This window comes from Brevibacterium sp. K72, from assembly GCF_050562175.1.
In the GTDB taxonomy this organism is placed as follows: domain Bacteria; phylum Actinomycetota; class Actinomycetes; order Actinomycetales; family Brevibacteriaceae; genus Brevibacterium; species Brevibacterium casei.
Map to the genome: position 1 here is coordinate 570986 of NZ_CP191582.1, position 26145 is coordinate 597130.

The following is a 26145-nucleotide window of genomic DNA, read 5'->3' on the forward strand; positions in this document are numbered from 1 at the left end:
ATAGGATGAGCGGAGCGACGACGCCGTGGAGAGGAGAGCCGATGTCCCGACGCGATGAGATCATCGAGGCGGCGATCCGCCTCGCGGAGTCCGCTCCGCCTGGCGAGGCGAAACTGAGCGTGCGCACGATCGCCAAGGAGGCGGGCATCGGAGCCTCGACCCTGCGGCACTACTTCCCCACCCAGAACGCCCTCTACCAGGAGGTCGCACGGCGCTCGATGCAGACGGTCGTCCAGGACTTCGCGATCACCGACTCGAGCATCGATCCCGCCGAGCGCCTCTACGAGGTCTGCGCGCAGTTCCTCATCAACGACGAACTCAGGGACATCCAGCTCGAGACGTGGTTCAAGATGCACCTCAACGCGCTCGGGCCCGATCCCCGCGAAGGGTCCCACGAACTCCTTCGATACGGCCACGAGATCACCTACGACAGCCTTCACCGCTGGCTGGGCATCCTCGCCGACGAAGGGCACATCGACCCCGCCGAGGTGGCCCCGAGTGCGACGCTCCTCTTCACCGCCATCGACGGCATGGCCCTGCACTCGATCATCACGCCCGAACGCATGACCGTCGAGACCGTCCATGACACCGTCAGGTGGACGATCGCCAAGATCCTCGACTGACGCTGTCCCCCGCCGAGGCGGGGCGGCCGTCGGCCGGTCATGCGTGGTCCACGATTGGTCGGATGCGGTTCCCCGCCGAGGCGACCGACCCCGCAACACATGTGGGGCGGCCCTCCCTCACCGCATGTGCGCGGCGGCCCTCGTGAGCGCCTCGGTGAGGCGGGAGAGCTTGTCCGAGGCGAGCTTCCAGTGGTGCCAGTAGAGGGGGACGTCGACGCTCGGATCCGCAGTGATCGGGACGAGTTCGGCGTCGATGTCGGCAAGCTGGAGGACGGGGATCATCCCCCAGCCGACGCCGGCGACGACGGCGGTCGCGAATTCGGTCGAGCTCGGCACGACCGACATCGGCGGCACCTGCCTGATGCCGTTGCGTTTGAGGAAGGCGAGCTGGAGGTCGTCGTCCCTGCCGAAGTTGACCATGGGCAGGGACGCGAGGTCCACCTCGGCGAAGGGACCTGACGACCCCTCGCGCTGCGTCCAGCCGTGCCTGTCGAGGAGTGCGGGAGCGGCGACGGCGACGTAGCGCATCGCGCCGAGTCGCTGGACGCGCGTGCCGTACGTGCGCGCCCCGGTCGAGGCGATCGCGCCGAGCACCTCACCGGAGGTGAGCAGCGGCATGACCTTGTCCTGGTCGGCGACATCGAGGCGGATGACGACATCGTCCCAGGCGGCCACCTCGGCGAAGACAGGACGGAACCACGTCGCCAGGGAATCGGCGTTGAGCCCGATCCGCAGCACTGTCGGCTCGCGCAGGACGCCGGGCGCCCGCGGGTCGGCGTCGGCGGCGATCCCGTGGAGGCGGTCCATGGCCTCGGATTCGAGGAGCTCGACCTGGCGGGCGTACCGGAGGACCGCGGTGCCCGCCTCGGTGACGGTGATGGGATTCGTCCGCCGGATGAGGACCTGGCCGAGGCGGGACTCGAGGGCCCGGATGCGCTGACTCGCCGCCGAGGGAGTGATCCGAAGGACGAATGCGGCCCCTTCGACGGTGCCTTCGTCGACGGCGGCGGCGAGGGCGCGGACATGCTCGATGTTCATGAAGCTATTCTGCATCAAGTGCAGATAAACTTGCTTTTCTTCACATGGAGAGCGTCCTAGTCTGGCATCATGCTCACCCATCTCCTCACCGGTCTCCTCGCGGGCTGGTCGCTCATCATCGCAGTCGGGCCGCAGAATGCGCTCGTGCTCCGACAGGGGATCCGGCGCGAGCACCTCGGCGCCGTGCTCACGATCTGCATCGTCGCCGACATCCTCCTCATCGGCGCCGGCGCGGTGGGGATCGGGGCGATCGTCCTCCTCGCCCCCTGGGCGCTCGAGGTCCTCCGGTGGCTCGGGGTCGCGTACCTGCTGTGGTTCGCGTTCACGAGCCTGCGCTCGGCGCGGAAGGCCGGTGGGCTCAAGGCCGATGCCGAGGCGCGGAGTCTGCGCGGAGTCATCGCCACGACGCTCGCGCTGACGTTCCTCAACCCCGGCGTCTACCTCGACACCGTCGTCATGCTCGGCAATCTCGCCAACCAGCAGGGTCCCGGCGGGGTGCTGCCGTTCACTCTGGGCGCGATGCTCGGGTCGGTGACGTGGTTCCTCGGCATCGGGCTCGGCGCTCGGTCGGCCTCGACCCACCTCGCCCGTCCCCGGGTGTGGCAGGTCCTCGACGTCGTCATCGCCGTCGTCCTCGTCATCCTCGCCGTGCGGCTCGCACTCGGGTAGGGGCGGTGGTCCCTCGCCGTGCGGCTGGCGCTCGGGTAGGGGCGGGACCCCGCCGAGGTGGGATGGCGGCGCGGGGTCGCTCCCGAGGAGGATCCGGTGCGAATCGGCGTCGCTTTTCGAACCGGATCCGCCTCCGGAAGACACCTGCCGCTTTGCCAGCCGGGCGCCGAGGCGCCGAGGTGGGGGCCGTGTCAGTCCTCGACGCTAACCTCGGTGTCATGGATCCCCGAGTCGGTCTCCCCCTGCGGTCGGTCGCCGCCCATGCCCACTCCCCGCCGGACCTGCCGGCCTGGTTGGCGGCCATTCCCGCGGTGCGCGATCTGCTTGGCGGCTTCGAGTTCGAGGCGACGACTATCCTCGTCGGTGAGAACGGGTCGGGGAAGTCGACGATCATCGAGGCGATCGCGACGGCACTCGACCTCCCCCACGGCGGCGGCACCGCGTGGGAGGTGCGCGAGCACGCCGAGGAGGCTCCCGCGCTCACCGAGCATCTGCAGGTCGTCAAAGGCGCGACGACCAACCGCACCGGATTCTTCCTCCGCGCGGAGACGATGCACGAGAGCATGGCCCACCTCATGGAAATCGGCGCGATGCGCGGATACGAGATGGCGCGTCGGTCTCACGGAGAGATGTTCGTCGACCTGCTCACCGGCAGATTCACTGAATTCGGCCTGTGGATCCTCGACGAGCCCGAGAGCGCACTCTCCTTCACAGCGTCGCTCACCCTCCTGCAGCTCATCCGCGAGCGCGAACGCGCCGGGTTGCAAACGGTCATGGCGACACACTCCCCCGTGCTCGCGAGCGCCGAGGGGGCCCGCGTCGTCGAGCTCGGCGAGTGGGGAATCCGGGACTCGACGTGGGACGACCTCGACATGGTCGCCCATTGGCGGCGATTCCTCGACGACCCGCGGCGCTACACCCGATACTTCGACGAGGAGTGAGGTGTCACGGAACCGGGTGAGGCTGAGCCTGGCGACGGTTCCGCGCCGCCATGCGCCTAGAGCGACAGGCTCGGGTGGAGCTGCGTGAGCGTCACCATGCGCTTGCGGCTGCACACGAGCACGGTTGCGAGCAGACAGATCACCGTCATGAGCAGCAGCACTCCAGCCGCCTGCACGGCGATGAACAGGTCGCCGCCGGCGATGAGCGTGCGCAGACCGGTCACCGCGTACGTCATCGGCAGGAACGGCGAGATGATCTGGAAGATCTCCGGCGCGGTCTGCACCGGATAGGTGCCTCCCGCCGAGGCGATCTGGATCATCAGCAGGACGAGCGCGATGAGCCTGCCGACGCCTCCGAGTGCGGCCACGCACAGCTGATGGACCGAGTGGAAGCACGCGGCGACGAGGATGGAGAAGACGAGAGTCCCCAGCCACGCGCCGGCGGAGAAGTCGAGGGCGAACCAGAGCACTCCGTAGAGCACCGCGACCTGGGCGATGCCGAAGAGCAGTCCCGGCACGTATCCCGCCCACGCGATCCGGTTCGACTTCGCCGTCGAGGCGAGCGCACGGTAAGGGATGGCATTGAGCACCATATAGGTGATCATTCCGCCGATCCACAGGGCCAGCGAGATGAAGAAGGCGGCAAGTCCCTCCCCGTAGGTGCTCACGGCGTTGTTCTTCACCTTCTCCGCGTCGACGGGGACGGCGACGACGTCGGAGCGCTTCTCCCGATCGTCCTTGTCATACGTCGGGATCTGCTTGACGCCCTCGGCGAGTTTGTCGGAGAGCTCACCCGAGCCCTCGTCGAGCTTGCCCGCGCCCTCATCGAGGTCAGTGGCCCCCTTGGCCAGCTGCGATGAGCCGTCCTTGAGCTGGCCGACGCCGTCCTTCGCCTTCGCCGTGCCGTCCTTGAGGGCGACGGCACCGTCATGGAGGTCGCCTGCGCCCTTCGCGAGGTCGTTCGCGCCCTTGTCGAGCTTGACCAGTCCTGAGTGGAGGTCGTTCGCCCCGTCGGCGACCTGCTGGGCGCCGTCGTCGAGCTGACCGATCTTCTTGTCGGCCTCGCGGATCTTGTCCATGACATCGTCGACGGCGTTCTTGACCGGCTTCTCGAGTCCCCGCACTTCGTCGGCGGCCTTCGAGGCCCGCTCATGCGCCGAGTCGAGGTCGTCACCGAGGGCACCGACCTCCTCGGCGAGCTTCTCGACGTTCGGGTCGTCCGGGTAGTCCCTCTGCAGCTGTTCGATCCGATCGTCGACGCTGCCGCTGACCTTCGAGTGCGCGGAGTCGAGGTCCTCTTCGGCCTGGTCGAGCTTCGGCCGTGCGCTCTCAGTGAGGTCATCGGCCTTCTTCTTCAGGCTCTCGGCCTTGTCGGTCGCGCCATCGGCGACGTCGCGCAGCTGCCCGGTGCCCTCGGCGACCTGACCGGCTCCCTTCGCGAGCTTCTTCGCACCGGATTCGGCATCGCCGGTGCCCTTCGCGAGCGTGTCCGCGCCGGTCGCGAGGTCACCGCTGCCCTTGGCGAGCTTCCCTGCCCCGTCGTCGAGGTCGCCGATGCCCTTCTGCAGATCCCCGACGCCCTTGTCGAGGTCGTGGGCGCCCTTTGCGAGCTTGCCCGAACCGTCATGGAGTTCGACGGCACCGTCGTGGAGGTCGGAGGCGCCGTCGGCTGCCTTCTGAATCGACGAGTGGATGTCATTGAAGCCGACGTAGACCTGGGAGACGTACTCCGAGGTCGTCGTCTCGTTGAGACCCGCCTTGATCTCGGCGAGCACGGTGCCGGAGAGCTGTCCGACGATGAAGCTGTGCGCATCGTCGGTGCGCAGCTCGAGCCCCGCCTGCTCGGGATCGTCGCCGCCGGTGGAGACGAGGCGCTTGGAGAAGTTCGAGGGGATCTCGAGGATCGCGAAGTACTTGCCCTCGGCGAGGCCGTCCTTGGCCTCCTGCGCGGACGTCTCCTGCCAGTCGAAGCCGCCCTCGCCCTTCGGGGTGATCTTGTCGACGAGTTCGTCGCCGGCATTGAGCCGCTCGCCATCGGAGTTCGGCTTCTCGGCGCCGGTGTCCTCGTTGACCACGGCCGCCTGCAGGCGGTCGAGGTGGTTGGTGGGGTCCCAGTTCGAGGCGAGGTAGAGGCCGCCGTAGATCGCGGGGATGACGGCGACGACGATCATCGCCAGGCGCGTGATCGTGTGTCGTTTGAACCGTGTGAGCTCGAGCCATGGAAGAGAGAACATCGAAGAATCACCTTCAAGAGAATCCGTGTGCCGTCGGTGCTTCGCGGATCCGAGTCCGCGACGGCGGAGGTGCTAAGGGGTCAGGTTGAGTTCGGTCACCGAGGTGGGGTGCACCTCGGTCGAGAGCTGGTCGAAGGCGAGGTCGATCTCCGCGGAGTCCTCGCAGGTGACGATGAGCGTGAGCGGCTTCTCGGGGTCGCGGTTGCGGCGCAGCTCCTGGTAGATGAGGAGAGCCGCCCACGCCCGGGCACGATCCTCGCGCTCGCGCAGGAAGTCGATGTTGTCGACGACGATCACCGGGGCCTGCGCCAGGGAGGCGAGTCCGAACTCGAGGAGGAACTTCTGGAGCTCGCTGAGCTCGGAGACGAACGTGTCGCCGTCGTCGTCGACGAGGAAGTCCGCGCTCTTGGCGTCGCTGGAGGTGAACGTGTCGGCGGGGAGGCGGCCGATCACCTCGGTGGCGGAGTCGAAGGTCTCCTTGATGAGGTCGATGACCTCTCGCAGGGACTTCTTCGATACCCACGGCTTGTACCAGGGCTGGAGCATGATGAGGCGCTCGGCGATGTGCTGGGCGACGGTGAAGTCGTTCTCGAGATCGGTCAGCCCGGCGACGTGGCCGATCGAGACCTTCCCGCGCACGGCTCTCGCCTGCTTGCGGATGTCGAGGTCGAAGACGAAGCCCTCGCCCTCGTCGACGCGCATCCGTCCGGCGATCGAAAGGAGCAGCGAGGTCTTGCCTGAGCCTGCCGCACCGCGGATGATCGCGAGCGACCCGGGTGGGACGACGAGGTCGATGTCGGAGAAGACGGGTCCGCGCTTGCCCGACATCCCCCAGTCGTGCAGGCGCACGGCCGCAGTGCCGGTGTCCGTCTCCTCGGCGAGCGTGTGCGAATCGCTCTGCATGTCTGTGCTCCCTCACCTCTCCGCGGGCGCTGGTCCGACTCCCCTGCCGCACCGCCGGTCCGTGATGCGGCTCTGCCGTCGTGGTCGGTCTCTTCTGCGGTCGGCCGCTGTTGCGGCCTGGCTCCGTTGTGGCTGGTCACTTACTCTCGGCCACCCGGACGGGCGGCCGACTGTCGCGAACGCTCGGATCCGCGTCCCGCCGTTCCGGCCTCCGCCCCCAGTGCTCCGCGGATGCCGTTCCGGTCATCTGCACATTACGGCAAACATGGGGCCTTGACGCGGCTGCGGCTCGAAATCGTCAAGTTACTCATAGGTAACTATACGACGCGAGTCTGAGAATCGACCCGGAATCGACGCAGATGTCTCCAATCCCACATCGCCGCCTCGACACTCGCACCGCTGCCGCCGCACAGACGCCGCACGCAGTCCGTGAGGCGACCTCTCCGTCGGCGCGGAAACGCATCCCACACCCGCAGCGCTTCGTCGCACCGGTGCCAGGGGAGGACGTGACGCTGCGGGGGTGGCGTGCGAAGCGGCGCGGATGATTCGGCGCTACCGGTGCGTCGTAACGCGAAGGGTGCGGCGTGCCACGAACGGCGCACGATGACGCGAGGGGCGTGGCGCGGCTCGAACGGCTTGCCGTGGTCCAAAGGTCGTGACGCGAGGGGTCCGATGGCAGGCCGCCGGTGCTTCGTGAGACGAGTCGCCACCGCACCCAGGGCAGACAGCAGACGACCGGCCTCCACGGACGCATCCGCGAAGACCGGTCGTCGCCGTGCAGTCAGCGACGGATCGCGACTGCGTCAGCCTGGAGCTCAGACGTCGAAGCGACGGCCCTCCGGCTTCGAGGGCATGAGCATGAGGGCGAGCACGATGAGGCCGCCGACGCCGGGGATGAAGGTGAGGAACCAGAACGGTCCGGCGAGGTTCGCGTCGTGGAGTCGGCGCCAGCTGATGGCCAGCGTCGGCACGAGCAGGGCGAGCATGACGATGATCATGAGGATGCCGCCGATGAGCGCGAGTGTCGCACCGCCGGCCGAGGGCTCCGCGGTCGGCGTGCCGTAGGGCGAGTACGACGACGATGCCGCCGTGGCCGTCACCATCGAGAAGCCGATGACGTAGAGGACGGTCGGCACGAGCATGAGGAGCGCCGTGAAGAGGTAGGCGAACCAGTACTCGCTGCGGGACGCGCGTCCGGAGAAGACGGAGAACTTCTTGAAGAAGCGGCGCACGGCCTGGCCGAACGTCGCACCGTAGAGGGGACGAGAGAGGTCATCGGGGCTCTTGGCGCCGTCGAGGTCCGAGCTCAGCGGGCTTCCGGAACCGTATGCGCTGTTCGCGTCGTAAGTCATGATGGCTTCCTGGTTGAGGGGTGGGCCGCACGGTTCGGGATCGATCCGCGCGGTCTCTGCGAACACCATTCTTGCACCTGGCACTCAGGATGAGCACAAGGAAGTGTTCCGAATCTGCCACAGCAGACCACCGCCGTCGTCGGCCGCAGACGGATTCGGCCCCCGAGAGTCTCCTCTCGAGAGCCGAAATCCCAGGTCAGACCGTGAACGCGGGGGCGCGCCCCGTCCGCCGACGCAGGTTCAGGCATCGCCTCCGGTGAGAGCGTAAGCCTCGTCGACCGGTGATTCCTCGAGGTGTCCGTCGATGCGCCTCAGCGCCTTCCATCCGAAGGCGATGACGAGGATCGCCAGCACCACGGAGGCGGCACCGAAGAGGTAGGGCGCTCCTGCCCCGATGCTCTCCGAGACCGTGCCTGCCACGATCGGCGCCATCGCTCCGCCGATGAATCGCACGCCCGAATACGCACCTGATGCGACCGGTCGCGGCAGTTCGCTGACCTCCATCGCCGATTCCGTGAACACGGTGTTGAGGAGGCCGAGCACGAGGCCGGCGGCGACGACGCAGATGATGAGCCCGACGAACGAGGTCACGAGGAAGCACATGGCGACCAGAAGCGCCGCCATGACGACGAGCACCATGATGAGAGTCGCGCGCCGCTTGAAGTGCCGGGTGAGCACCGGTGCGCCGAACACCGAGGTGATCGCGAGGCAGATTCCCCAGCCGAAGAAGACGTAGCCGAGGCCCATCGCTCCGAAGTTCTCGACGCCCATCCGCTCAGCCGCCGCCTCGACCGGGAAGGGGCTGTAGGCGAGGAGGATGAAGAACGCGAAGTTGTAGAGCAGAGACGAGATCGCGATGACGAGGATCCCGGGATGGGCAAGGGCGCGGAATGTGGCGCTGAGATGGACCGGCGCCGCATCGTCCCTGATCGCCGACCCCTCCGACTTCGGGTTCGGCAGGAGCACGATGATCGCGATGAGTCCGATGGCCATGAGCGCCGTGGTGCCGAAGAACGGGCCGCGCCATGAGATGCCGCCGAGCAGGCCGCCGATGAGCGGACCGGTCGCGATCCCCAGCCCGAGAGCCGCCTCGTAGAGGATGATCGCCTTGTCCGCCCCGCCGGCGGCTGCGCCGACGACTGCCGCCAGAGCCGTCGACAGGAACAGGGCGTTGCCGAGTCCCCATCCGGCCCGGAAGCCGATGATCTGATCGACGCTGCCGGAGAGGCCGGCAAGTGCCGAGAACGCGATGATGAGCACGAGCCCGATGATGAGAGTGGTCTTCGTCCCGATGCGGGAGGAGGCGAAGCTCGTGAAGAACATGACCCCGCCGGTGATGAGCAGGTAGCTCGTGAACAGCAGCATCGACTGCGCCGGCGTCGCGTTGAGCTCACGGGAGATCGCGGGGAGGATCGGGTCGACGAGCCCGATGCCCATGAAGGCGATGACGCAGGCGAAGATCACCGCCCACACCGCCTTCGGCTGCCGCAGTATCGACGCCGTCTCGCTGTCCTGCTTGGTTTCGTTCGTCGCGCTCATCGTTTCGCCCGTTCGTCCTTTCGTTCGGTGTTCGCTGTCTGGTCGATGGAGGATCGGAGAGCCGTCCGCCCGTCCGCCTGCACGTGCGTGCGGCGTCATTCGTGGGACTCCCCCGCCGAGGCGGCTCTGGAGTCCGGGTCCCCCGCCGGGACGGTTCCCGGTTCCGGACTTCCCGCCGAGGCGGCACCCGGGTCCGGTCCGACAGGGTCGTCGGCCTCACCCCCGCCGTCGGCCTCGGCGGAGTCGTCGGTGCCCACGGGGTGCTCGTTGCGGAGGTAGTCGCCGACGAGCTCGAGGGCCCGATAGACGCTCATGCGCTCCTCGGCGGTGAGCGACTCGAAGTAGGGGACCATCTGATCGGTCATGATCTGACGGTTCGTCGCCAGGCGTGTCCGTCCCGCCTCGGTGAGCGAGAACTGAGACGCCCGCCTGTCCGTATCACTCGCCTCACGCACGACGAGCCCTTCGCTCTCCAACCGTCCGAGGAGCTTCGTCGCGGCCGGCTGCGAGGACAGGTAGCCCTGCGCGAAGTGACCGACCCGCACGGGCTGATACTGCTCGACGACGGCGAGGGCTCGCAGGGTGACGAGCTCGCTCTCGTTGCCGATGAGCCGTCGGAACGCCCTGGTCAGCCGCGAGGAGACGACGACCAGTCCGCGGACGATCTTCTCCGGATCCACATCTTCCATAACTCGTTTATATACCTTGGTTATGTAACTATGCAACCGCGTCCCACGCACGATCCCGGCTCGCCCCCTCTCCCCGCACCCACCTCACCCAGCACCCGCCTCGGCGGGGACATCGGCCACATGACGGACATCACAGACGTCGCGGGCCCCGGCGTGCTAGCCTGATCGCAACATGTTCCGGGGACGGTGAAATTCCGTGCCGGCGGTGACAGTCCGCGACCCGAGCGCAGCAGTGCGATCGGCCGACTCGGTGGAATTCCGAGACCGACAGTAAGAGTCTGGATGGGAGGAACAGGACGACCGCGGTCGTCGTGTCCGTGCGTGAGAGCGCTCGAGACCGACACCCGTGATCGGCGACCACGCTCCTCCCTCCCGGCCAAGGCTCGGGAGGTTTTCTTATGGGCGCACCGCCCACCGATGACGCGGCGATGGCCGCTGCGCTCACGGCCGCACGCGACGGCCGCCGCGGAGCCAATCCCCTCGTGGGAGCGACCATCCGCGCAGCCGACGGACGAACGGTGACCGGTCGCCACCTCGGCGCGGGGACCGCTCACGCCGAGGTCGACGCGATCGCCGCCGCCCGGGGCGCGGGCCTCGATCTCACGACGTCGACGCTCTTCGTCACCCTCGAACCCTGCTCGCACACGGGCCGGACCGGACCGTGCACGGAGGCGATCCGCGACGCCGGGATCCCCGAGGTCGTCTTCGCCCTCCCCGACACGACGGAGGTCGGTGGCGGCGGGCAGATCCTCGCCGAGGCGGGGGTCCGGGTCCGCTCGGGACTGCGAGCCGAGGAATCGGCTGAGCTCAACGCCCGCTGGCACCGCGCCACCGCCGAGCGCCGTCCCTTCGTCACGGCGAAGATCGCGCAGAGCCTCGACGGGAAGGTCGCGGCCGCGGACCGGACGAGTCAGTGGATCACCTCGGCGGCCTCGCGCATCCATGCCCACAGTCTGCGCGGCGAGGTCGACGCGATCCTCATCGGCACCGGCACGGTCAGCGATGACGATCCGCGCCTGAGCGCGCGCGGTGAGGACGGGGAGCTCCTCGACTCCCAACCCGTGCCCGTCGTCCTCGGCTTCAGCGACCTGCCCGCAGGCTCGACGCTGGCAGCCAATCCCGCGACCGTGCACCTGCGCACCCACGACGTCGCCGCTGCCCTGCGCGAGCTCCACGACCGCGGTGTCCGCCACCTCCTCGTCGAGGGCGGGCCGCGTGTGCTCGGAGCCTTCTTCGCCGCCGACGCCGTCGACGAGGTGCTCTGCTATCAGGCTCCCGTCCTCCTCGGTCCCGGCCTGCCGAGCATCGCCGGCCTCGACATCGCGACCCTCGCCGAGGCGGTCGGCCTCGTCCCCGACGACACCGACATCCCCGCGGTCGCCCGGCTCGGCCCCGACGTCCTCCTCCACTTCACGACGGGAGGCCGATGAGCCTCCTCGCCCCCATCACCATCGACCCACCTCACGCACAGGAGGCATCAGTGTTCACCGGAATCATCGAAGGACTCGGCACCGTCGTTGACGTGGCGCGCCACGAGGACTCGGCCGTCCTCACGATCGACGCCGGCGACGTCGTCGCCGACCTCGGCCCCGGCGGATCGCTCGCCGTCGACGGCGTCTGCCTCACCTCGATCGTCGAGGACGAGAACGGCACGGCCGCCGAGACCGGCCGCTTCGTCGCCGAGGTCATGGGTGAGACCCTGCGGCTGACCGGCCTCGGCGCCCTGACCCCCGGTGACCCCGTCAACCTCGAACGGTGCACCGTCGCCGGCGGTCGCCTCGACGGCCATGTCGTCCAAGGCCACGTCGACGGCCTCGGTGAGGTCATCGCGCGCACCGACCACGCGGAGTGGACGACCCTGCGGATCGGGATCCCCGCCCGGCTCGCCCCGTTCACCGCGGTCAAGGGCTCGATCGCCCTCAACGGCGTCTCCCTCACCCTCACCGCCGTCTCGGAGCCCAGCCTCGCCGAGGCGTGGGTCGAGGTCGGCCTCATCCCCGCGACGCTCACACACACGACCTTCGGCGGCATCCGCACTGGCGACCCCGTCAACGTCGAGGTCGACGTCATCGCCAAGTACACCGCCCGGCTGCTTTCGTTCGCCCCGGCGACAGCACCCACCACCGACCGAGGAGTCGATCATGACTGAGACCTCACCGACCACCGCTGCGGCTCAGGCCGCAGGGCCATCGCCGCGCACCGGGAGCGTGCGAAACACCGGGGGCGCTCCGGGCGCAGGCGGCGCTCCGGGCGCCGGACTCCTCGACACGATCCCCGAGGCGGTCGCCGCGATCGCAGCGGGCCGTCCGATCGTCGTCGTCGACGATGAGGACAGGGAGAACGAAGGCGACCTCATCATCGCCGCCGAGTTCGCCGACTCAGCGACGATGGGCTTCATCGTCCGCCACAGCTCGGGCGTCGTCTGCGCACCGATGACCGCTGCCCGCGCCGAGGCGCTGCGCCTGCCGCCCATGGTCACCGACAACGAGGATCCCAAGGGCACGGCCTACACGATCAGCTGCGACGCCGTCGGCGTGACCACCGGCATCAGCGCCGAGGAGCGGGCGCTCACCGGGCGAGTGCTCGCCGCCGCCGACCCGGACCCGGAGACGATCTCCCGCCCCGGTCACGTGTTCCCTCTCATCGCGAAGGACGGCGGTGTGCGCGAACGTCCCGGCCACACCGAGGCCGGAGTCGAGTTCGCGCGTCTCGCCGGCGCCCGCCCGGTGTCGATGATCGCCGAGGTCGTCCACGACGACGGGGCGATGATGCGCTTCGACGCCCTGCGGAAGTTCGCGACCGAGAACGGGCTCGTCATGGTCTCGATCGAACAGCTCATCGACCACCTCGGCGAGGTCGAGGCGAAGGAGAGCGATGGCGCGGCGGACGATCTTCCGCTCGCGGACGCCGCCCTCACCGGGGCCCCGGCCATGCTGCGGCCCGCGGAGATGCTCGCCGCAGACGCGTCCGACGAGGTGCCGCTGCCGACGAGGTACGGCAGCTTCACGGCCCGCGCGTTCACCGTCGACGGTCAGGACCACCTCGGCGTGTACACGGAGCTGGGCGACGATCAGGCTCCCCTTGTGCGGGTCCATTCGGAGTGCATGACCGGGGACGTCTTCGGTTCGCACCGCTGCGACTGCGGGGAGCAGCTCGATCTGGCGATGCGCACGATCGCTGAAGAGGGCGGCGCCGTCGTCTATCTCACCGGACACGAGGGGCGCGGGATCGGGCTGAGCAACAAGATCCGCGCGTACGCGCTCCAGGACTCCGGCCTCGACACCGTCGATGCGAACCTGCGCCTGGGCCTCAGCGACGACGCCCGCGACTACCGGGCGGCGGCAGCGATCCTCACCGCGATGGGCCTGACACGGATCCGCCTGCTCACGAACAATCCGACGAAGACCCAGGCGCTCGAGGCGCTCGGGATCACCGTCGAGGAGGTTGTGCCGCTCGAGATCCCAGCACGGCCAGAGAACGCGAAGTACCTCGCGACGAAGCAGACGCGGATGCACCACACCCTGCATCTGGCCGGCTGAACGCGACCGCCCGGGCTGCCCCGCACCGCGCGGGGCAGGCGGGCGGACGCGACCGGCAGGCGGACGCTTCCGGCTGAACCTCCCGACCATCACACGCACACCCACACTCACACTCACACTCACAGAGGAGACTCACCCATGGCGCACTCCGGCGCACCCGACATCACCGTGACCGCAGGTGACTTCACCGTCGCGATCATCGCCGCCTCCTGGCACACCGAGGTCATGGACGGCCTCATCGCAGGTGCCGAGCGCGCTGCTGCCGACGCCGGCGCGCAGACGACGCTCATCCGCGTGCCCGGCAGCTTCGAACTCGCGGTCGCCGCGGCCCGGGTCGCGAAGCACTTCGATGCCGTCGTCGCGCTCGGCGTCGTCATCCGCGGGGGCACACCCCACTTCGACTATGTGTGCTCGGCCGCCACCGACGGCCTCAACCGCGTCGCCCTCGACTCCGGCAAGCCTGTCGGGTTCGGCGTGCTCACCTGCGACAACGATGAGCAGGCCCGCGACCGCGCAGGACTCCCGGGCTCACGCGAAGACAAGGGCCACGAGGCGATGACCGCGGCCCTGGCGACCGCCTCGGCGCTGAAGGACTATCCGGTGAGCTGAGGGCCCGCGCGGCGAGGGGCCGTCCGCGCCGCGGCGAGGCGGCGAGGGGCGGCGAGGCGGCGAGGGGAACAGACAGAGTCGAGGACGCTCAGTGTCGATTCGTGCCGCAGAAATCGACACTCAGCGTCCTCGACTCGCGGGCTCGCGGGCGCTCCGCACCTGGAGCGCCACCCGCACACAGGTGACTCTCCTCCGCGACGGCAACGCCCCCACGAACGTGCTGCCCGACCGAGTTATGGACGCCCGGTGTCGATTTGTGCCGCAGAAATCGACACTCAGCGTCCTCGACTCGCGGGCTCGCGGGCGCTCCGCACCCAGGCCACGCTCGCCCCTGCTCAGAACAGCTGGCGGACGTTGGTCCTCGCGAGGTCGATGAGCTCGTCGCCCTTGCCCGAGAGCACGGTGCGGATCGCGTAGAGCGCGAAGCCCTTGGCCTGCTCGACGGTGATCGACGGCGGCATCGAGAGCTCCTGGCGCTCGGTGGTGACGTCGAGGACCGCGGGCCCGTCGTGGTTGAGGAACTCGGTGACGACCGCTGGCAGGTCCTTCGACTTCTCGACGCGGTAGCCCTTGATGCCGACCGCCTCGGCGATCGTCGCGAAGTTCGGGTTCTCGAGGTCGGTGCCGAAGGTGACGAACCCGGCGGCCTTCATCTCGAGTTCGACGAAGTTGAGCGAGGAGTTGTTGTAGACGACGACCTTGACGGGCAGGTCGTTCTGGGTGAGTGTGATGAGTTCGCCGAGCAGCATCGCGAGCCCACCGTCGCCGGCGAGCGCGATGACCTGACGGCCCGGATAGGCGGCCTGCGCTCCGACGCTCTGGGACAGGGCGTTGGCCATCGACCCGTGGCTGAAGGAGCCGATGAGGCGGCGCCTGCCGTTCATCGTCAGGTACCGCGCCGCCCATACGACTGGTGAGCCGACATCGGGGATGAAGACCGCGTCGTCGGTGGCCGCCTCATCGATGAGCTTCGTCAGGTACTGCGGGTGGATGGTCCGCTTCGACGGGGTCGCGAGCTCATCGAGCTCCTTGCGGGTCTTCGCGTAGTGCTTCGTCGCGGTCTTGAGGAACGAGCTGCTGCGTCCGGTCCGGATGAGCGGGAGCAGGGCGTTGACCGTATCGGCGACGGTGCCGGTCAGCGCGATGTCGACCTTCGTCCGCTTGCCGATCTGGGATCCGCGCACATCGACCTGGATGACGGTCGCCTCGTCGGGATAGAACTGCTGATAGGGCAGGTCGGTGCCGAGCATGAGGAGGGTGTCGCACGATTTCAGCGCATGGTAGCCCGAGGAGAACCCGAGCAGGCCGGTCATGCCGACGTCGAAGGGGTTGTCGTACTCGACGAACTCCTTGCCCCGCATCGAATGGACGATCGGAGCCTGAAGGGCGTCGGCGATAGCGATGAGTTCGGGATGGGCGCCCTCGGTGCCGGCACCGGCGAGGATCGTCACCTTCCTGCTGCTGTTCAGCGCTGCCGCGGCGTCCTCGATGAGGGTCTCAGCCGGGATGACGCGGGAGGGATAGAAGGAGATCTCCTCCGCCTCGGCGTCGATGTCGGCGAGACCGACGTCGCCGGGGATGACGAGCACGGCCACGCCGCGCTTCTCGATCGCCTCGCGCATCGCGATGCGCAGGAGGCGGGGCATCTGCGAGGGGTGGGCGACGTGCTCGGCGTAGACGCTGCACTCCCGGAAGATCTCCGTCGGGTGGGTCTCCTGGAAGTAGTTCGACCCGATCTCCTCGCTGGGGATGTGCGCGGCGATCGCGAGCACTGGCACCCGGGAGCGCTGGGCGTCGTAGAGGCCGTTGATGAGGTGGAGGTTGCCGGGTCCGCAGCTGCCGGCGCACACGGCGAGCTCGCCGGTCAGCGCCGCTTCACCGCTGGCAGCGAATGCCGCGCCCTCTTCGTGGCGGACGTGGACCCATTCGAGTTCGGGGTTGACCCGCAGGGCGTCGGTGAATCCGTTGAGCGAGTCCCCGGGGATCCCATAGACTCGCTTGACCCCGCTCGCGACGAGCGTGTCGACGATGTTCCTGGCGACGGTGGGCATGGTGCTCCTTCGGTTGGGACACGGCCACCGGAGCCCTGGTCTGCACCCCGGTGTGAGGCATGGACTGCTGGTGCCAGTCTAGACCTCGCTCTGCGGCAGGGAGAGTTCCGTCGGTCACACCGCGCCAGCGGCAAGGTTTATTGCCACCGCTGTGCTGGGTTCGAGGTGTGAGAGAGGGGCCGCCGCGGCGAGGTGGGAATGCGTGCCCGCCGAGGTGGGGCTGACTCCCCCGTTCCGCCGAGGCCGTCAGGGGCGTTATCCCGCCGAGGCTGTCAGGCGCTCATCGTGTGCGCCTCGCGCTCGGCGATCGACTGCTTCTCGTCCCGGTTGATGATCGCGAGGAACACGACCGCGATGAGGCAGAGCGCGATGAGGAGCGCGAAGGTGAGGTTCCATCCGAAGTGATGGACGACGAGTCCCACCCCGCTCGAGGCCATCGTCGCCCCGAGGACGTACCCGAAGAGTCCGGTGAACCCGGCCGCCGTTCCGGCGACGTGCCGCGGGGAGAGGTCGAGGGCCTGGAGTCCGATGAGCATGACCGGGCCGTAGATGAGGCCGCCGATGACCGTCACCGTCGCCAATGGGATCCACAGGGGTGCATCGGCAGGGGCCAGCCAGTACACTGCGGTCGCGGCGGCGACTGCGAGCATGAACACGATGCCCGTGATCGAGCGGTTGCCGCGGAAGACCCTGTCGGAGAGCCACCCGCAGAGGATCGTGCCGACGATGCCCGCGAGTTCGAACAGCGAGAAGCCGGCGATGCCTCCGGTGAGGCTGGCATTGCGAACTTCGGAGAGATAGACCGGCGTCCAGGTGAGGATGCCGTAGCGCAGCGCGTAGACACAGACGTTGGCCAGGGCGAGGAGGACCATCGTCCGGTTGCGCAGCACGTACTTCTCGATCGTCTGCCACGTGCTCAGGGATTCGCGCTCCTCGGCGTCGGCCTCGACCTTCGCCGGGTCGTCCCGGTACTCCTCGATCGGCGGCAGGCCCTGCGATTCCGGGGTGTCGCGGATCATGAGGAAGGCGAAGAGCGCGACGACGAGGGCGACGAGCGCCGGCAGCCAGAACACAGAACGCCAGTCGTCGCCGGTGAGCTGGAGCCCGAGAGCGGCGAGGACGCCGACGAAGAATCCGCCGACGTTGTGGGCGACATTCCAGATCGAGGTCTTGATGCCGCGCTCGCTCGTGGAGAACCAGTGCACGAGGACGCGCCCGCTGGGAGGCCACCCCATGCCCTGCACCCAGCCGTTGACGAACATGACGATCGCGAACACCGCGATCGATGACGACAGCCAGGGCACCCAGGCGATGAGGAGGTTCGCCACCGCCGAGAGAGCGAGGCCGATCGGGAGGAAGAGGCGGGCATTGGAGCGGTCGGAGACGATCGCGGAGAAGAACTTCGAGAACCCGTAGGCGATGAGCGCGGCATTGGCGATGATCCCCAGCCCGACGGAGTTCATCCGGCCCTCGTCGATGAGCAGGCTGCCCACCAGCGGCACGTTGTTGCGGATGAGGTAGAAGCCCGCATAGCCGACGAAGATCCCCATGAACACCTGCGCCCGGAGGCGAGGATAGCGGCGGGCGACCTCGTTCTCAGAAAGCCGCGGTGCCGGGCTCGGCGCCGCCAGCCACCCCAGACCAGATCCCAGTCGCGCGCCCACGGATTCCCCTTCTATTCATGAACAAGACACCTCATGTTCACAGGAAGTTCAGAGGAATTCAAACGCGGCTCGACGGGCCCTCGCCGAGGCGGTGCTCAGACCTGCCCGCGCGCGAAGTAGTCGGCGACCTCGGGGTCGAGAGGCGGAACGGGCAGCGCCGATCCGCCCTTTCGCAGGGAAGCGGTCGCCTGACAGCCGACGGCGACGGCTTCCCGGGCCGCCACGGGTGAGGTCTCCGTGGGTCCGCCCTCGCGGGCGAAGCGGAGGAACTCGGCGATGAGGAGCGGGTCCGCGCCCCCGTGCCCGCCGTCGCCGCCGGAGACGACGACCGTCTCGTCCGGGGGTGCCGAGCCGTAGTGCCGACGGTCCCAGATGCCGATTTCGTCGCCGTCACCGTCGCCGAAGTTCTCGATCCGGCCGCGGGTGCCGATGACCGTGTAGTTGCGCCAGTAGTCGGGAGTGAAGTGACACTGTTCGTAGCTCGCCAGCGCCCCGCTGCGCAGGGTCATGTTCACCTGCGAGATGTCCTCGACGTCGATGGTCTCGTTGAGCCCTGTCTGCTCCTGCGGGGGCCAGGTGCCGAGGTCGAACCAGTCCCCCATCCGCTTGTCGGAGTTGTCGGCGCGATCGCCGACGTCCCCGTAGACCGTGAGCGCGCCCATCGCCGCCGTGACACGGGTGTACGAACCGGCCAGCCAGTGGATGACGTCGATGTCGTGGGCGCCCTTCTGCAGGAGCAGTCCCGTCGACTTCCGCCTGTCCGCGTGCCAGTCCTTGAAGTAGTAGTCGCCGCCGTGGCCGACGAAATGGCGGCACCACACCGCTTTGACCTCGCCGATCCGTCCGGAGTCGATGATGTCCTTCATCGTCCGCATCGCCGGCATGTGCCGCATGTTGTGGCCGACGTAGAGGCGCGCGCGGTTCCTCGCGGCGGCGGTGAGGATCGCGTCGGCGTCCTCGATCGTCGTCGCCAGCGGCTTCTCGCAGAAGGTCGGGATCCCCGCCTCGAGGCAGGCGATCGCGACCGGAGCGTGCGCGTGATCGGGGGTGAGGACGAGGACGGCGTCGAGTCCGGCGGAGAGGACGTCGCCGAGGTCGTCGGTGATCGCAGCCGTGGGGATCCGGTCTGCGGCGTCTCTGCGACCGCGTTCGCTGATGTCACAGATGATCGTCACCTCGTGTCCGTCCGCGGGCGAGTGCGCGTAGCGCCACAGTCCCGCTCGCAGCCCGAATCCGACGATGCCGATCTTCATGGTGGAGCTCATTCTGGGGTGTCCTTCTTCGTGGTCGGGGAGAGCGCTGCGGGCACCTCGGAGGCGAAGTGGCACATCGCCGTGTGAGAGGCGGGGCGGTCGCCGTCCGCGGCGTGCGGGCGGTCACTGTCCGCAGCGGCGGCGCTGTCTGCGGCGTGCGGGCGCGCACTGTCCGCCGCGTCTGTGGGGGCAGCGGCTGGTTCCCCTGCGGGTCGGGCATCGCCCCCGTGCAAAGAAGCGATGGTCACCGGCTCCGGGACGGATGTCGCACAGATCTCGGCGGCCATCCAGCACCGGGTGCGGAACCGGCAGCCGGTCGGCGGGTCGATCGGCGAGGGCGGATCGCCGCTGAGGACGATGTGCTCGCGCTCGATGCCGGTGGGCGTCCGCAGCTCCGGGGCCGCTGAGAGCAGCGCCCCGGTGTAGGGGTGCGCGGTGCGCGTGTAGACCTCTTCTGTGGGACCGCTTTCGGCGATCCGGCCGAGGTACATGGTGATGACCCGATCGGACATGTGCTCGACGATCTGCAGGTCGTGGGCGATGAAGAGGTAGCTCATCCCGAACTCCTCCTGGAGATCGGCGAGAAGGTTGACGATCTGGGCCCGCACGGAGACATCGAGCGCGGACACCGCTTCGTCGCAGACGAGCAGGCGGGGTTCGAGTGCGATCCCCCGAGCGATGCCGATGCGCTGCTGCTGCCCGCCCGAGAACTGGTGCGGCAGCCGGTCGGCGTGGTCGGGGTTGAGGCCGACGAGTTCGAGCAGCTCCCCGACCTTGGCCCGTCGCTTCCCCGGCGGCAGCAGGTCGCGGTGGATCTCGAAGGGTTCGCCGACGATCTTCGCGACGCTCTTGCGCGGGTCGAGCGAGCTCGAGGGGTCCTGGAAGATGAGCTGGATGTTGCGACGCATCTCCTTCCACGCCGACTTGGACAGCCCTGTGACGTCCTCACCCGAGAAGAGCACCTGACCCTCGCTCGGCGACTCGAGACCGGAGACGATGCGGGCGAGCGTCGACTTGCCGCAGCCGGATTCGCCGATGACGCCGAGGGTCTCCGCGTCTCCGATGGTCAGGCTGACATCGTCGAGGGCGCTGACGATCCGGTGCCGCCCGATCGGCAGAGGGCGTTTGAGCTTGTACGTCCGGGAGACGTGGCGCAGCTCGATCAGCGGCGTGGACCCGGCCGGCTCGGCCACCGAGCCGCCCAGCACCTCCCGAGTGCGCGCCGACGGGCCCAGCGCAGGGGAGGTCAGTGAAGTCGTCGTCACAGGGAAGCCACCCTCTCGCTCAGCCAGCATGCGCTGGTTCTGTCAGGTCCGGTCGGCAGGCGCTGGGGAAGCTGTGCGCACTTCTCCGTCGCGAACTCGCATCGCGGGGCGAAGGCGCACCCGCCGGGCAGGTTGAGCAGGTCCGGCGGCGCACCCGGGATCGCAGGGATCCTCTCCCCCTTGACCACCTCGGCGCCCATCGACCGGGCGAGACCCCTGGTGTACGGATGCGCCGGGGAGGCGAGCACCTCGGCGGTGGGACCCGATTCGACGACCCGCCCACCGTACATGACGATGAGATCGTCGGTGACCTCGCGCACGACGTTGATGTCGTGGGTGATGAGGACGAGGCTCATGCTCCGCGCCTCCTGCTGCTCGCGGAGCAGGTCGAGGATCTGCGCCTGGACGGTGACGTCGAGCGCCGTCGTCGGCTCGTCGGCGATGAGGACGTCGGGGTCGAGGGCGAGCGCCATGGCGATGACGATGCGCTGGCGCATCCCGCCGGAGAACTGGTGGGGGAAGTCCCTTGCCCTGGCCTCGGGGTCGGGGATGCGCACACGGCGCATCATCTCAACCGCCGCGGCCTTCGCCGCCGACCGGCCCATGCCGCGGTGGACGCGGTAGAGCTCCGCGATCTGCCGACCGACCGGATGGACCGGGTTGAGCGCGGAGAGCGCATCCTGGAAGACCATGCTCAGCGACGAGCCGATGATCCGGCGTCGGCGCCGCTCCGGCATCCCGATGAGCTCCTCCTCGCCGAGGCGGACGGACCCGGAGCGGATCCGCGCGGGTGGAGTGGGCAACAGTCCCATGACCGCCGAGGCGGTCACCGACTTCCCCGACCCTGACTCGCCGAGGATGCCGAGCGCTCTGCCCGAGGGGACGCGGAAATCGACGGAGTCGACCGCACGCACGGTGCCGCGGGGAGTCGCGAACTCGACGACGAGGTCGGTGACGGTGAGGTCGGGAGACGGTGTGCCGGTCATCGGTTCGCTCCGTTCGGGTCGAGCTCGTCGCGCAGAGCCTCGCCGAAGAGGACGAAGGCGAGCACGGTCACGGACAGGAACACGGCGGGGAAGATGAGGAGATGGGGCACCGTGGAGACGTACTCGCGGGCGACGGAGAGCTGAAGGCCCCACGACACCGACGGCGGGGTGAGTCCGATGCCGATGAACGTCAGCCCCGCCTCGGCGCCGATGGCCCCGCCGATCCCCAGCGTCTGGAGGACGAGGAGCGGGGTGAGCGAGTTGGGGACGATGTGGGAGAAGATCAGCCGCGAGTCGCTGCTGCCGAGGACCCGGGTGGCCTGGACGAACTCACGGTCCCTGATCGCAAGGACCGAGGAGCGCATGAACCGCACTCCGCCGGGCCACGCGAAGAGAGCGAGGGCGAAGGCGACGGTGAGGATGGATCGTTCGGGGAAGAGCTGGAGGATGACGATCGCGGCGAGGATGAAGGGCAGGCCGAAGGCGATGTCGCAGACGCGGGAGATGATCGCGTCGACCCAGCCGCCATAGAATCCGGCGATCGCGCCGAGGATCGCTGAGATGACGAACGAGGCGATCGAGACGAGGAGGCCGACGACGATCGAGGCCCGCGCGCCGTAGATGACGTTGGTGTAGTAGTCGCACCCCTGCGGGTCGTAGCCGAACCAGTGATCGCTGCTCGGCGGCAGGTTGCTGTTGAGGATGTCGCAGCCCTCGAGCGGTCCGGGTCCGAAGCCGGTGAAGAGCTGCGGGACGGCGGCCATGACGATCATGACGAGCACGAGGCTCGCGGAGAGGATGAGGCGCGGGCGTCGGAGCAGGGAACGGAGGCGGTGGCGCTTGGGCGGGGTCTGGGTCGAGACCGGGGCGGACTCGGTCAGCTGCTGGGTCATACTCTCACCCTCGGATCGATGATGCCGTACATGAGGTCGACGAGGAGGTTGAAGACGAGGTAGGCGATGACGAGGAATGTCGCGATGCCGACGACGACCGTGCCCTCCTTGTTGTTGATGGCGTCGACCATGAGCTGGCCGATGCCGGGGATGTTGAAGATCGCTTCGATGATCACCGTGCCCCCGAGCATTCCGGCGAGGCTGAGACCGAGATACGTCGAGACGGGGATCATCGTGTTGCGCAGGGCGTGGCCCCAGATCTGGCGCTGCGGGCTCAGCCCCTTCGCCATGGCCGTGCGCATGTAGCCGGCGCGCAGGACCTCGACGAGGCTGGTGCGGGTGAGCCGGGCGAGGCCCGCGGAGGCTTCGACGGCCATGACGAGGGCCGGGAGGATGAACGCCATCGGCCAGCCGGCTCCGATGCCCGCTGGGTCGACCCAGTTGAGCTTGACCCCGAAGAGGGTCTGCGCGCCGAGGGCGACGACGAAGCCGGGAACGCCGATGAAGAAGACCGTGAAGAAGAGCGCGAAGTGGTCAGCGGGACGGTTGTATTTGAGCCCCGAGTAGATCCCGATGAGCAGTCCGATCACGAGCTTGAGCGCCCACGCTGTGAGGCCGAGCTGCAGAGTCACCGGCAGGCGCTCGGCGATGAGACCGGCGACGGGACGACCGAAGAGATCGATGCCGAGGTCGCCGCGCAGCAGACCGAGCATGTACTGCCCGTACTGGACGAGGAACGGGTCGTTGAGGTGGTAGGCCTCGCGGATCTGCTGGACCGTCGCCGCGGGCAGTGGGCGCGACCCGGTGACGGCGGCGATCGGGTCGCCGGGCATCGCGAAGGTGAGAGCGTAGATGATGAAGGTCGCGCCGATGACCACGGGGATCATCTGGAGCACGCGACGGATCGTGTAGGCGACCATCATGCCCCCAGACGCGCGTCACCGCTCACGTGGGCGAGCGGATCCTCGAGGACCTTTGCCACCATCGAACTCGCCGCGTAGTGCGTAAGACTCATGAGGTGGCCATTGGAGACGACGACCCGCTCGGAGGCGGCCTCCCCGAGGACGGACTCCCGACCGACTCCGGTGCGGATCTCCTCGAAGTGGTCGGCCACCTCGGCGGGGGAACCGGCGATGACGAGCCGACCGGGGTCGTCGAGGTCGAAGAGCGCGGCCGCCGTGCAGCTGATGGCGCGGTTGCGTTCGCTCAGCAGCGCCGAGGCGGTGGCATCCCCGGTGTCCGCGAGCCTGACGAGGAGGTCGAGGTAGGAGATGTCGGTCAGTCCTGCCGTGTGTGCCTGCCGGACGAGGGCATCGTCGCTGGCGGCGGCCGCGAAGCAGCCGGTGCGACCGCACTCGCAGACCACGGTGGATCCGGGCACCGTGAGGTGGGAGATGATTCCGGCCCGTCGGCTCGCGCCGTGGCGGATGGCTCCCTGCCGCACGCTGATGCAGCCGACGTCCGAGGCGACGACGAGGAGGAGGAAGTCGTCGGTGACCCGACCGACACCGTAGAGCAGCTCCCACTGGGCGGCGGCGCGGACATTGTGATCGAAGACGATCGGCCCGCTGAGCGCGGCACGGAACGGTGAGATCGCATCGAGATCGCGCCACCCGGCGCTCGGGTGGTCGAGGACGACGCCTTCTCCCACGTCGACCTGCCCGCCGGTCGCGATCCCGGTGCCGAGCAGTTCACCCGGTTCCCTGTCGGCGGTGAGTCGCTCGGCCGCCGTGACGACCTTCGCGATCGCTTCAGGACCGGGAAGGTCTCCGTGCGGCACGAGTTCGGAGACCTTCTCCGTGCCGTCGAGACCCATGATCGTCAGACCCGTGACCTGCGGGCCGAGATGGATGCCGAGCACCGCACGGCGGTCCGGATCGACTGCCAAGGGCACCCGCGGACGCCCCATGCTGCCGGACTTCGACACCAGTCCTCGGAGGAATCCGTGGTCGATGAGTTCACCGGTGAGATTCGTGACCGTTGGAGCGGAGAGTCCGACGCTCTTCGCCACTTCCGATCGGGAGAGCCCGGGATTGTGGAGGAGGTGGCGCAGGATGAGTCCTGTGTTGCGCTGTTTGAGGCCGATGAGCGGCTCCCTCGTCTCGTGATCAGCAGGCATAGCCGGCCCGGTAGAACTGGATGTCGCCCTGGACTTCGTTCGTCGCCGCGCACTGCGAGCGCAGCCCGTAGTCCTTGGGGATGAAGAGGGGCACGGCCGGCATGTCCTCGAGGATGAGCGCCTCCGCCTGTGTGAACAGCTCGTTGCGCTTGGCCTCGTCCTGCTCGCCCCTGGCCTGTTCGAGGAGCTCATCGACCTTCGGATTGCTGTACTGGGTCGCCTGGTTGCCGTCACCGCCGGTCTGGTACTGGCTGAGGAACTGGTCGGGGCTCTTGTACGTCCACCCCCACAGACCGTAGACGGCACCTTCGAGCTTGCCGGTGTTGCGCTTCTCCGAGAGCTCAGTGGGCAGAACCGGGTCGAGCTTGACCTCGATGCCGAGGTTGTCCTGGATCTGACGGGCGATCGCCTGGATGAGCTGGTCCCTTCCACCGCTGGCATAGGAGATCTGCAGGGTGCCGGTGAATCCTGACTTCTCGAGCAGCTGCTTGGCCTTCGCAGGGTCGAAGGTGCACGATTCGCAGGCACCCTCCTGATAGGCCTCGAGGCTCGGCGACAGCAGCGAATCCGAGGGCATCCCCTGCCCTTTGAGCAGTGCGTCGACGGTCTTCTTGCGGTCGATCGACAGAGACACGGCCTTGCGGAAGTCGGGGTTCCTCAGCTCCTCGATGTATTCGGGGAACTGCAGGGAATCCTGTTTGCTTCCGGTCTGCACCTCGTAGATCGCGTCCTCGCCGACGTCGGTCTTCGCCTTCTCGACGATCTGCGGGGTGGAGTTGCGCATCATGTCGAGGTTGCCCGCCGTGAAGTCCGTGTAGGCGGCGTCGATGCCGGTGTAGATCTTCGCGACGAGGGACTCCGCTCCTCCGGAGAAGGCCTCTCCACCGGGGAACTCCTTCCACTTCTCAAGGTCGACCTGGACCCCGTGATCCCATGACGTGAACTTGTAGGGACCGTTGCCGATCGGGTTCTTCTCGTACTCTTCAGGGTTGTCGAACGCGGCCTGCGGCAGCGGACAGAGCGGGTTGGTCGACAGAAGCATCGGGAAGTCGGCGTTGGGGGCGTTGAGCGTGACTTCGATCGTCTTGTCGTCGGGAGCTCTCACTCCTGAGAGCTCCTTCGTCTTCGGTTCTCCCTCGGCGGGATTGAGATCGGAGTAGCCCTCGAAGGTGGTGAAGGAGCCGTTGCCCTGCCAGGCGTTCAGGCCGTAGGCGGTCTTGTTCCACGCATCGACGAACGAAGCGGACGTCACCGGGGTGCCGTCCTGGAAGGTCCACCCGTCCTTGAGCTTGATCGTCCAGTTCTTCGCATCCTTGGATTCGACGGACTCGGCGACGAGCGGTTCGTACTCCTGGTTCTCGACATTCATCTCCATGAGGTTCGCGCACAATGCCATGCCGATCTGCGAGCCCGGTTCCTTCTGGGGCAGAATCGATTTCGGCTCGGAGGTGTTGAACGACAGGCTTCCATCGCCCTCCGGGGTCGAGGATGAGGAGCCCGAGGAGCAGCCGGAGGCGAGGAGGACCGCCGAGGCGGCCAGGGCGGAAAGGGTGAGCAGGTGACGCTTCGTCTTCATTGACGTGTCCTTCGTTCCGTTCGTCGGTGAACTGCGGAGGTCGGACCGGGCGGTTCCGGTCAGCGTGATGGTGAGTACGGGGAATTCCAGGTATCCCGACTCCCCTGTGGCGGCTGTCACAGCCGCATGGTTAGTTAGTTTATCTATTGAAAAAACAAAGTCAACAGGCGCGGCGGGGAAAGATCGGTTCGCTGGCGGTGAC

22 protein-coding genes and 1 riboswitch are annotated in these 26145 nt (G+C 68.1%); of the genes, 7 read left to right on the forward strand and 15 right to left on the reverse strand.

Annotated elements, in window-relative coordinates:
- Nucleotides 1-41 precede the first annotated feature (41 nt).
- The gene (locus ACQ1RG_RS02545; RefSeq protein ID WP_063249679.1) at nucleotides 42-623 is read left to right on the forward strand and encodes a TetR/AcrR family transcriptional regulator; all 582 of its coding nucleotides are present in this window, start codon (nucleotides 42-44) and stop codon (nucleotides 621-623) included.
- Nucleotides 624-740: 117 nt separating this feature from the next.
- Here the strand turns inward: ACQ1RG_RS02545 and ACQ1RG_RS02550 are convergent, their stop codons facing one another.
- The gene (locus ACQ1RG_RS02550; RefSeq protein WP_009378909.1) at nucleotides 741-1661 is read right to left on the reverse strand and encodes an ArgP/LysG family DNA-binding transcriptional regulator; all 921 of its coding nucleotides are present in this window, start codon (nucleotides 1659-1661) and stop codon (nucleotides 741-743) included.
- 69 nt (nucleotides 1662-1730) lie between these two features.
- On the opposite strand from ACQ1RG_RS02550, the gene ACQ1RG_RS02555 reads away from it, so the two are divergent.
- Nucleotides 1731-2330, forward strand: a complete 600-nt coding sequence (locus tag ACQ1RG_RS02555; RefSeq protein WP_063249677.1) for a LysE/ArgO family amino acid transporter — start codon at nucleotides 1731-1733, stop codon at nucleotides 2328-2330.
- 218 nt (nucleotides 2331-2548) lie between these two features.
- A complete protein-coding gene (locus ACQ1RG_RS02560; RefSeq protein WP_063249700.1) occupies nucleotides 2549-3271 on the forward strand; it encodes an AAA family ATPase in 723 nt (240 codons plus the stop codon).
- Nucleotides 3272-3327: 56 nt separating this feature from the next.
- Here ACQ1RG_RS02560 and ACQ1RG_RS02565 read toward each other — a convergent pair whose 3' ends face one another.
- From ACQ1RG_RS02565 to ACQ1RG_RS02585, 5 genes are all read right to left on the reverse strand, one after another.
- Complete coding sequence (locus ACQ1RG_RS02565; RefSeq protein ID WP_063249676.1) at nucleotides 3328-5505, reverse strand: YhgE/Pip domain-containing protein; 2178 nt, start codon at nucleotides 5503-5505, stop codon at nucleotides 3328-3330.
- Between the two features lie 72 nt (nucleotides 5506-5577).
- Nucleotides 5578-6408 (reverse strand): ATP-binding cassette domain-containing protein, encoded by an 831-nt coding sequence (locus tag ACQ1RG_RS02570; protein WP_009378900.1) that lies wholly within the window; start codon nucleotides 6406-6408, stop codon nucleotides 5578-5580.
- Nucleotides 6409-7223: 815 nt separating this feature from the next.
- Nucleotides 7224-7760, reverse strand: a complete 537-nt coding sequence (locus tag ACQ1RG_RS02575; protein ID WP_082834902.1) for a DUF805 domain-containing protein — start codon at nucleotides 7758-7760, stop codon at nucleotides 7224-7226.
- A gap of 240 nt (nucleotides 7761-8000) precedes the next feature.
- The gene (locus tag ACQ1RG_RS02580; protein WP_063249674.1) at nucleotides 8001-9299 is read right to left on the reverse strand and encodes an MFS transporter; all 1299 of its coding nucleotides are present in this window, start codon (nucleotides 9297-9299) and stop codon (nucleotides 8001-8003) included.
- 95 nt (nucleotides 9300-9394) lie between these two features.
- Nucleotides 9395-9988 carry a MarR family winged helix-turn-helix transcriptional regulator gene (locus ACQ1RG_RS02585; RefSeq protein WP_063249673.1) on the reverse strand — a complete coding sequence of 198 codons (594 nt, stop codon included), beginning with the start codon at nucleotides 9986-9988 and terminating at the stop codon, nucleotides 9395-9397.
- Between the two features lie 169 nt (nucleotides 9989-10157).
- Nucleotides 10158-10286: riboswitch (FMN riboswitch) on the forward strand.
- 100 nt (nucleotides 10287-10386) lie between these two features.
- Here ACQ1RG_RS02585 and ribD point away from each other — a divergent pair.
- From ribD to ribH, 4 genes are all read left to right on the forward strand, one after another.
- Nucleotides 10387-11418: a bifunctional diaminohydroxyphosphoribosylaminopyrimidine deaminase/5-amino-6-(5-phosphoribosylamino)uracil reductase RibD gene (ribD, locus tag ACQ1RG_RS02590; protein WP_227007139.1), complete on the forward strand. Its 1032-nt coding sequence runs from the start codon at nucleotides 10387-10389 to the stop codon at nucleotides 11416-11418.
- Nucleotides 11415-12137 (forward strand): riboflavin synthase, encoded by a 723-nt coding sequence (locus ACQ1RG_RS02595; RefSeq protein WP_164672054.1) that lies wholly within the window; start codon nucleotides 11415-11417, stop codon nucleotides 12135-12137. Before ribD ends, ACQ1RG_RS02595 begins: the two co-directional genes overlap by 4 nt.
- Nucleotides 12130-13527, forward strand: a complete 1398-nt coding sequence (gene ribA, locus ACQ1RG_RS02600) for a GTP cyclohydrolase II (protein WP_095375463.1) — start codon at nucleotides 12130-12132, stop codon at nucleotides 13525-13527. Before ACQ1RG_RS02595 ends, ribA begins: the two co-directional genes overlap by 8 nt.
- 138 nt (nucleotides 13528-13665) lie before the next feature.
- Complete coding sequence (gene ribH, locus ACQ1RG_RS02605) at nucleotides 13666-14136, forward strand: 6,7-dimethyl-8-ribityllumazine synthase (RefSeq protein ID WP_095375462.1); 471 nt, start codon at nucleotides 13666-13668, stop codon at nucleotides 14134-14136.
- A gap of 335 nt (nucleotides 14137-14471) precedes the next feature.
- Here the strand turns inward: ribH and poxB are convergent, their stop codons facing one another.
- The 9 genes from poxB to ACQ1RG_RS02650 form a co-directional block, all read right to left on the reverse strand.
- Nucleotides 14472-16187 carry a ubiquinone-dependent pyruvate dehydrogenase gene (poxB, locus tag ACQ1RG_RS02610; protein WP_095375461.1) on the reverse strand — a complete coding sequence of 572 codons (1716 nt, stop codon included), beginning with the start codon at nucleotides 16185-16187 and terminating at the stop codon, nucleotides 14472-14474.
- 272 nt (nucleotides 16188-16459) lie between these two features.
- Nucleotides 16460-17851: an MFS transporter gene (locus ACQ1RG_RS02615; protein WP_040341892.1), complete on the reverse strand. Its 1392-nt coding sequence runs from the start codon at nucleotides 17849-17851 to the stop codon at nucleotides 16460-16462.
- Nucleotides 17852-17946: 95 nt separating this feature from the next.
- Nucleotides 17947-19116 carry a Gfo/Idh/MocA family protein gene (locus tag ACQ1RG_RS02620; protein WP_232252515.1) on the reverse strand — a complete coding sequence of 390 codons (1170 nt, stop codon included), beginning with the start codon at nucleotides 19114-19116 and terminating at the stop codon, nucleotides 17947-17949.
- Entirely contained in the window at nucleotides 19113-20369 is a 1257-nt protein-coding gene (locus ACQ1RG_RS02625) for an ABC transporter ATP-binding protein (protein WP_223289895.1), read from the reverse strand. Before ACQ1RG_RS02625 ends, ACQ1RG_RS02620 begins: the two co-directional genes overlap by 4 nt.
- Nucleotides 20366-21355 (reverse strand): ABC transporter ATP-binding protein, encoded by a 990-nt coding sequence (locus tag ACQ1RG_RS02630; RefSeq protein WP_009378876.1) that lies wholly within the window; start codon nucleotides 21353-21355, stop codon nucleotides 20366-20368. Before ACQ1RG_RS02630 ends, ACQ1RG_RS02625 begins: the two co-directional genes overlap by 4 nt.
- Nucleotides 21352-22248, reverse strand: coding sequence for an ABC transporter permease (locus ACQ1RG_RS02635; RefSeq protein WP_095375459.1), 897 nt, complete (start codon nucleotides 22246-22248; stop codon nucleotides 21352-21354). The genes ACQ1RG_RS02630 and ACQ1RG_RS02635 overlap by 4 nt, the downstream gene beginning before the upstream one ends.
- Nucleotides 22245-23171: an ABC transporter permease gene (locus ACQ1RG_RS02640; RefSeq protein WP_197907822.1), complete on the reverse strand. Its 927-nt coding sequence runs from the start codon at nucleotides 23169-23171 to the stop codon at nucleotides 22245-22247. The genes ACQ1RG_RS02635 and ACQ1RG_RS02640 overlap by 4 nt, the downstream gene beginning before the upstream one ends.
- Entirely contained in the window at nucleotides 23168-24367 is a 1200-nt protein-coding gene (locus ACQ1RG_RS02645) for an ROK family transcriptional regulator (RefSeq protein ID WP_009378873.1), read from the reverse strand. Before ACQ1RG_RS02645 ends, ACQ1RG_RS02640 begins: the two co-directional genes overlap by 4 nt.
- Nucleotides 24357-25943: a peptide ABC transporter substrate-binding protein gene (locus tag ACQ1RG_RS02650; protein ID WP_430600469.1), complete on the reverse strand. Its 1587-nt coding sequence runs from the start codon at nucleotides 25941-25943 to the stop codon at nucleotides 24357-24359. The genes ACQ1RG_RS02645 and ACQ1RG_RS02650 overlap by 11 nt, the downstream gene beginning before the upstream one ends.
- Between the last annotated feature and the right edge of the window lie 202 nt (nucleotides 25944-26145).

Bases quoted from the DNA above. Each gene is read 5' to 3' on its own strand.
- ACQ1RG_RS02545 (WP_063249679.1), top strand. From the start codon at position 42: ATGTCCCGACGCGATGAGATCATCGAGGCGGCGATCCGCCTCGCGGAG.
- ACQ1RG_RS02550 (WP_009378909.1), bottom strand. From the start codon at position 1,661: ATGAACATCGAGCATGTCCGCGCCCTCGCCGCCGCCGTCGACGAAGGC.
- ACQ1RG_RS02555 (WP_063249677.1), top strand. From the start codon at position 1,731: ATGCTCACCCATCTCCTCACCGGTCTCCTCGCGGGCTGGTCGCTCATC.
- ACQ1RG_RS02560 (WP_063249700.1), top strand. From the start codon at position 2,549: ATGGATCCCCGAGTCGGTCTCCCCCTGCGGTCGGTCGCCGCCCATGCC.
- ACQ1RG_RS02565 (WP_063249676.1), bottom strand. From the start codon at position 5,505: ATGTTCTCTCTTCCATGGCTCGAGCTCACACGGTTCAAACGACACACG.
- ACQ1RG_RS02570 (WP_009378900.1), bottom strand. From the start codon at position 6,408: ATGCAGAGCGATTCGCACACGCTCGCCGAGGAGACGGACACCGGCACT.
- ACQ1RG_RS02575 (WP_082834902.1), bottom strand. From the start codon at position 7,760: ATGACTTACGACGCGAACAGCGCATACGGTTCCGGAAGCCCGCTGAGC.
- ACQ1RG_RS02580 (WP_063249674.1), bottom strand. From the start codon at position 9,299: ATGAGCGCGACGAACGAAACCAAGCAGGACAGCGAGACGGCGTCGATA.
- ACQ1RG_RS02585 (WP_063249673.1), bottom strand. From the start codon at position 9,988: ATGGAAGATGTGGATCCGGAGAAGATCGTCCGCGGACTGGTCGTCGTC.
- ribD (WP_227007139.1), top strand. From the start codon at position 10,387: ATGGGCGCACCGCCCACCGATGACGCGGCGATGGCCGCTGCGCTCACG.
- ACQ1RG_RS02595 (WP_164672054.1), top strand. From the start codon at position 11,415: ATGAGCCTCCTCGCCCCCATCACCATCGACCCACCTCACGCACAGGAG.
- ribA (WP_095375463.1), top strand. From the start codon at position 12,130: ATGACTGAGACCTCACCGACCACCGCTGCGGCTCAGGCCGCAGGGCCA.
- ribH (WP_095375462.1), top strand. From the start codon at position 13,666: ATGGCGCACTCCGGCGCACCCGACATCACCGTGACCGCAGGTGACTTC.
- poxB (WP_095375461.1), bottom strand. From the start codon at position 16,187: ATGCCCACCGTCGCCAGGAACATCGTCGACACGCTCGTCGCGAGCGGG.
- ACQ1RG_RS02620 (WP_232252515.1), bottom strand. From the start codon at position 19,116: ATGAGCTCCACCATGAAGATCGGCATCGTCGGATTCGGGCTGCGAGCG.
- ACQ1RG_RS02630 (WP_009378876.1), bottom strand. From the start codon at position 21,355: ATGACCGGCACACCGTCTCCCGACCTCACCGTCACCGACCTCGTCGTC.
- ACQ1RG_RS02635 (WP_095375459.1), bottom strand. From the start codon at position 22,248: ATGACCCAGCAGCTGACCGAGTCCGCCCCGGTCTCGACCCAGACCCCG.
- ACQ1RG_RS02640 (WP_197907822.1), bottom strand. From the start codon at position 23,171: ATGATGGTCGCCTACACGATCCGTCGCGTGCTCCAGATGATCCCCGTG.
- ACQ1RG_RS02645 (WP_009378873.1), bottom strand. From the start codon at position 24,367: ATGCCTGCTGATCACGAGACGAGGGAGCCGCTCATCGGCCTCAAACAG.
- ACQ1RG_RS02650 (WP_430600469.1), bottom strand. From the start codon at position 25,943: ATGAAGACGAAGCGTCACCTGCTCACCCTTTCCGCCCTGGCCGCCTCG.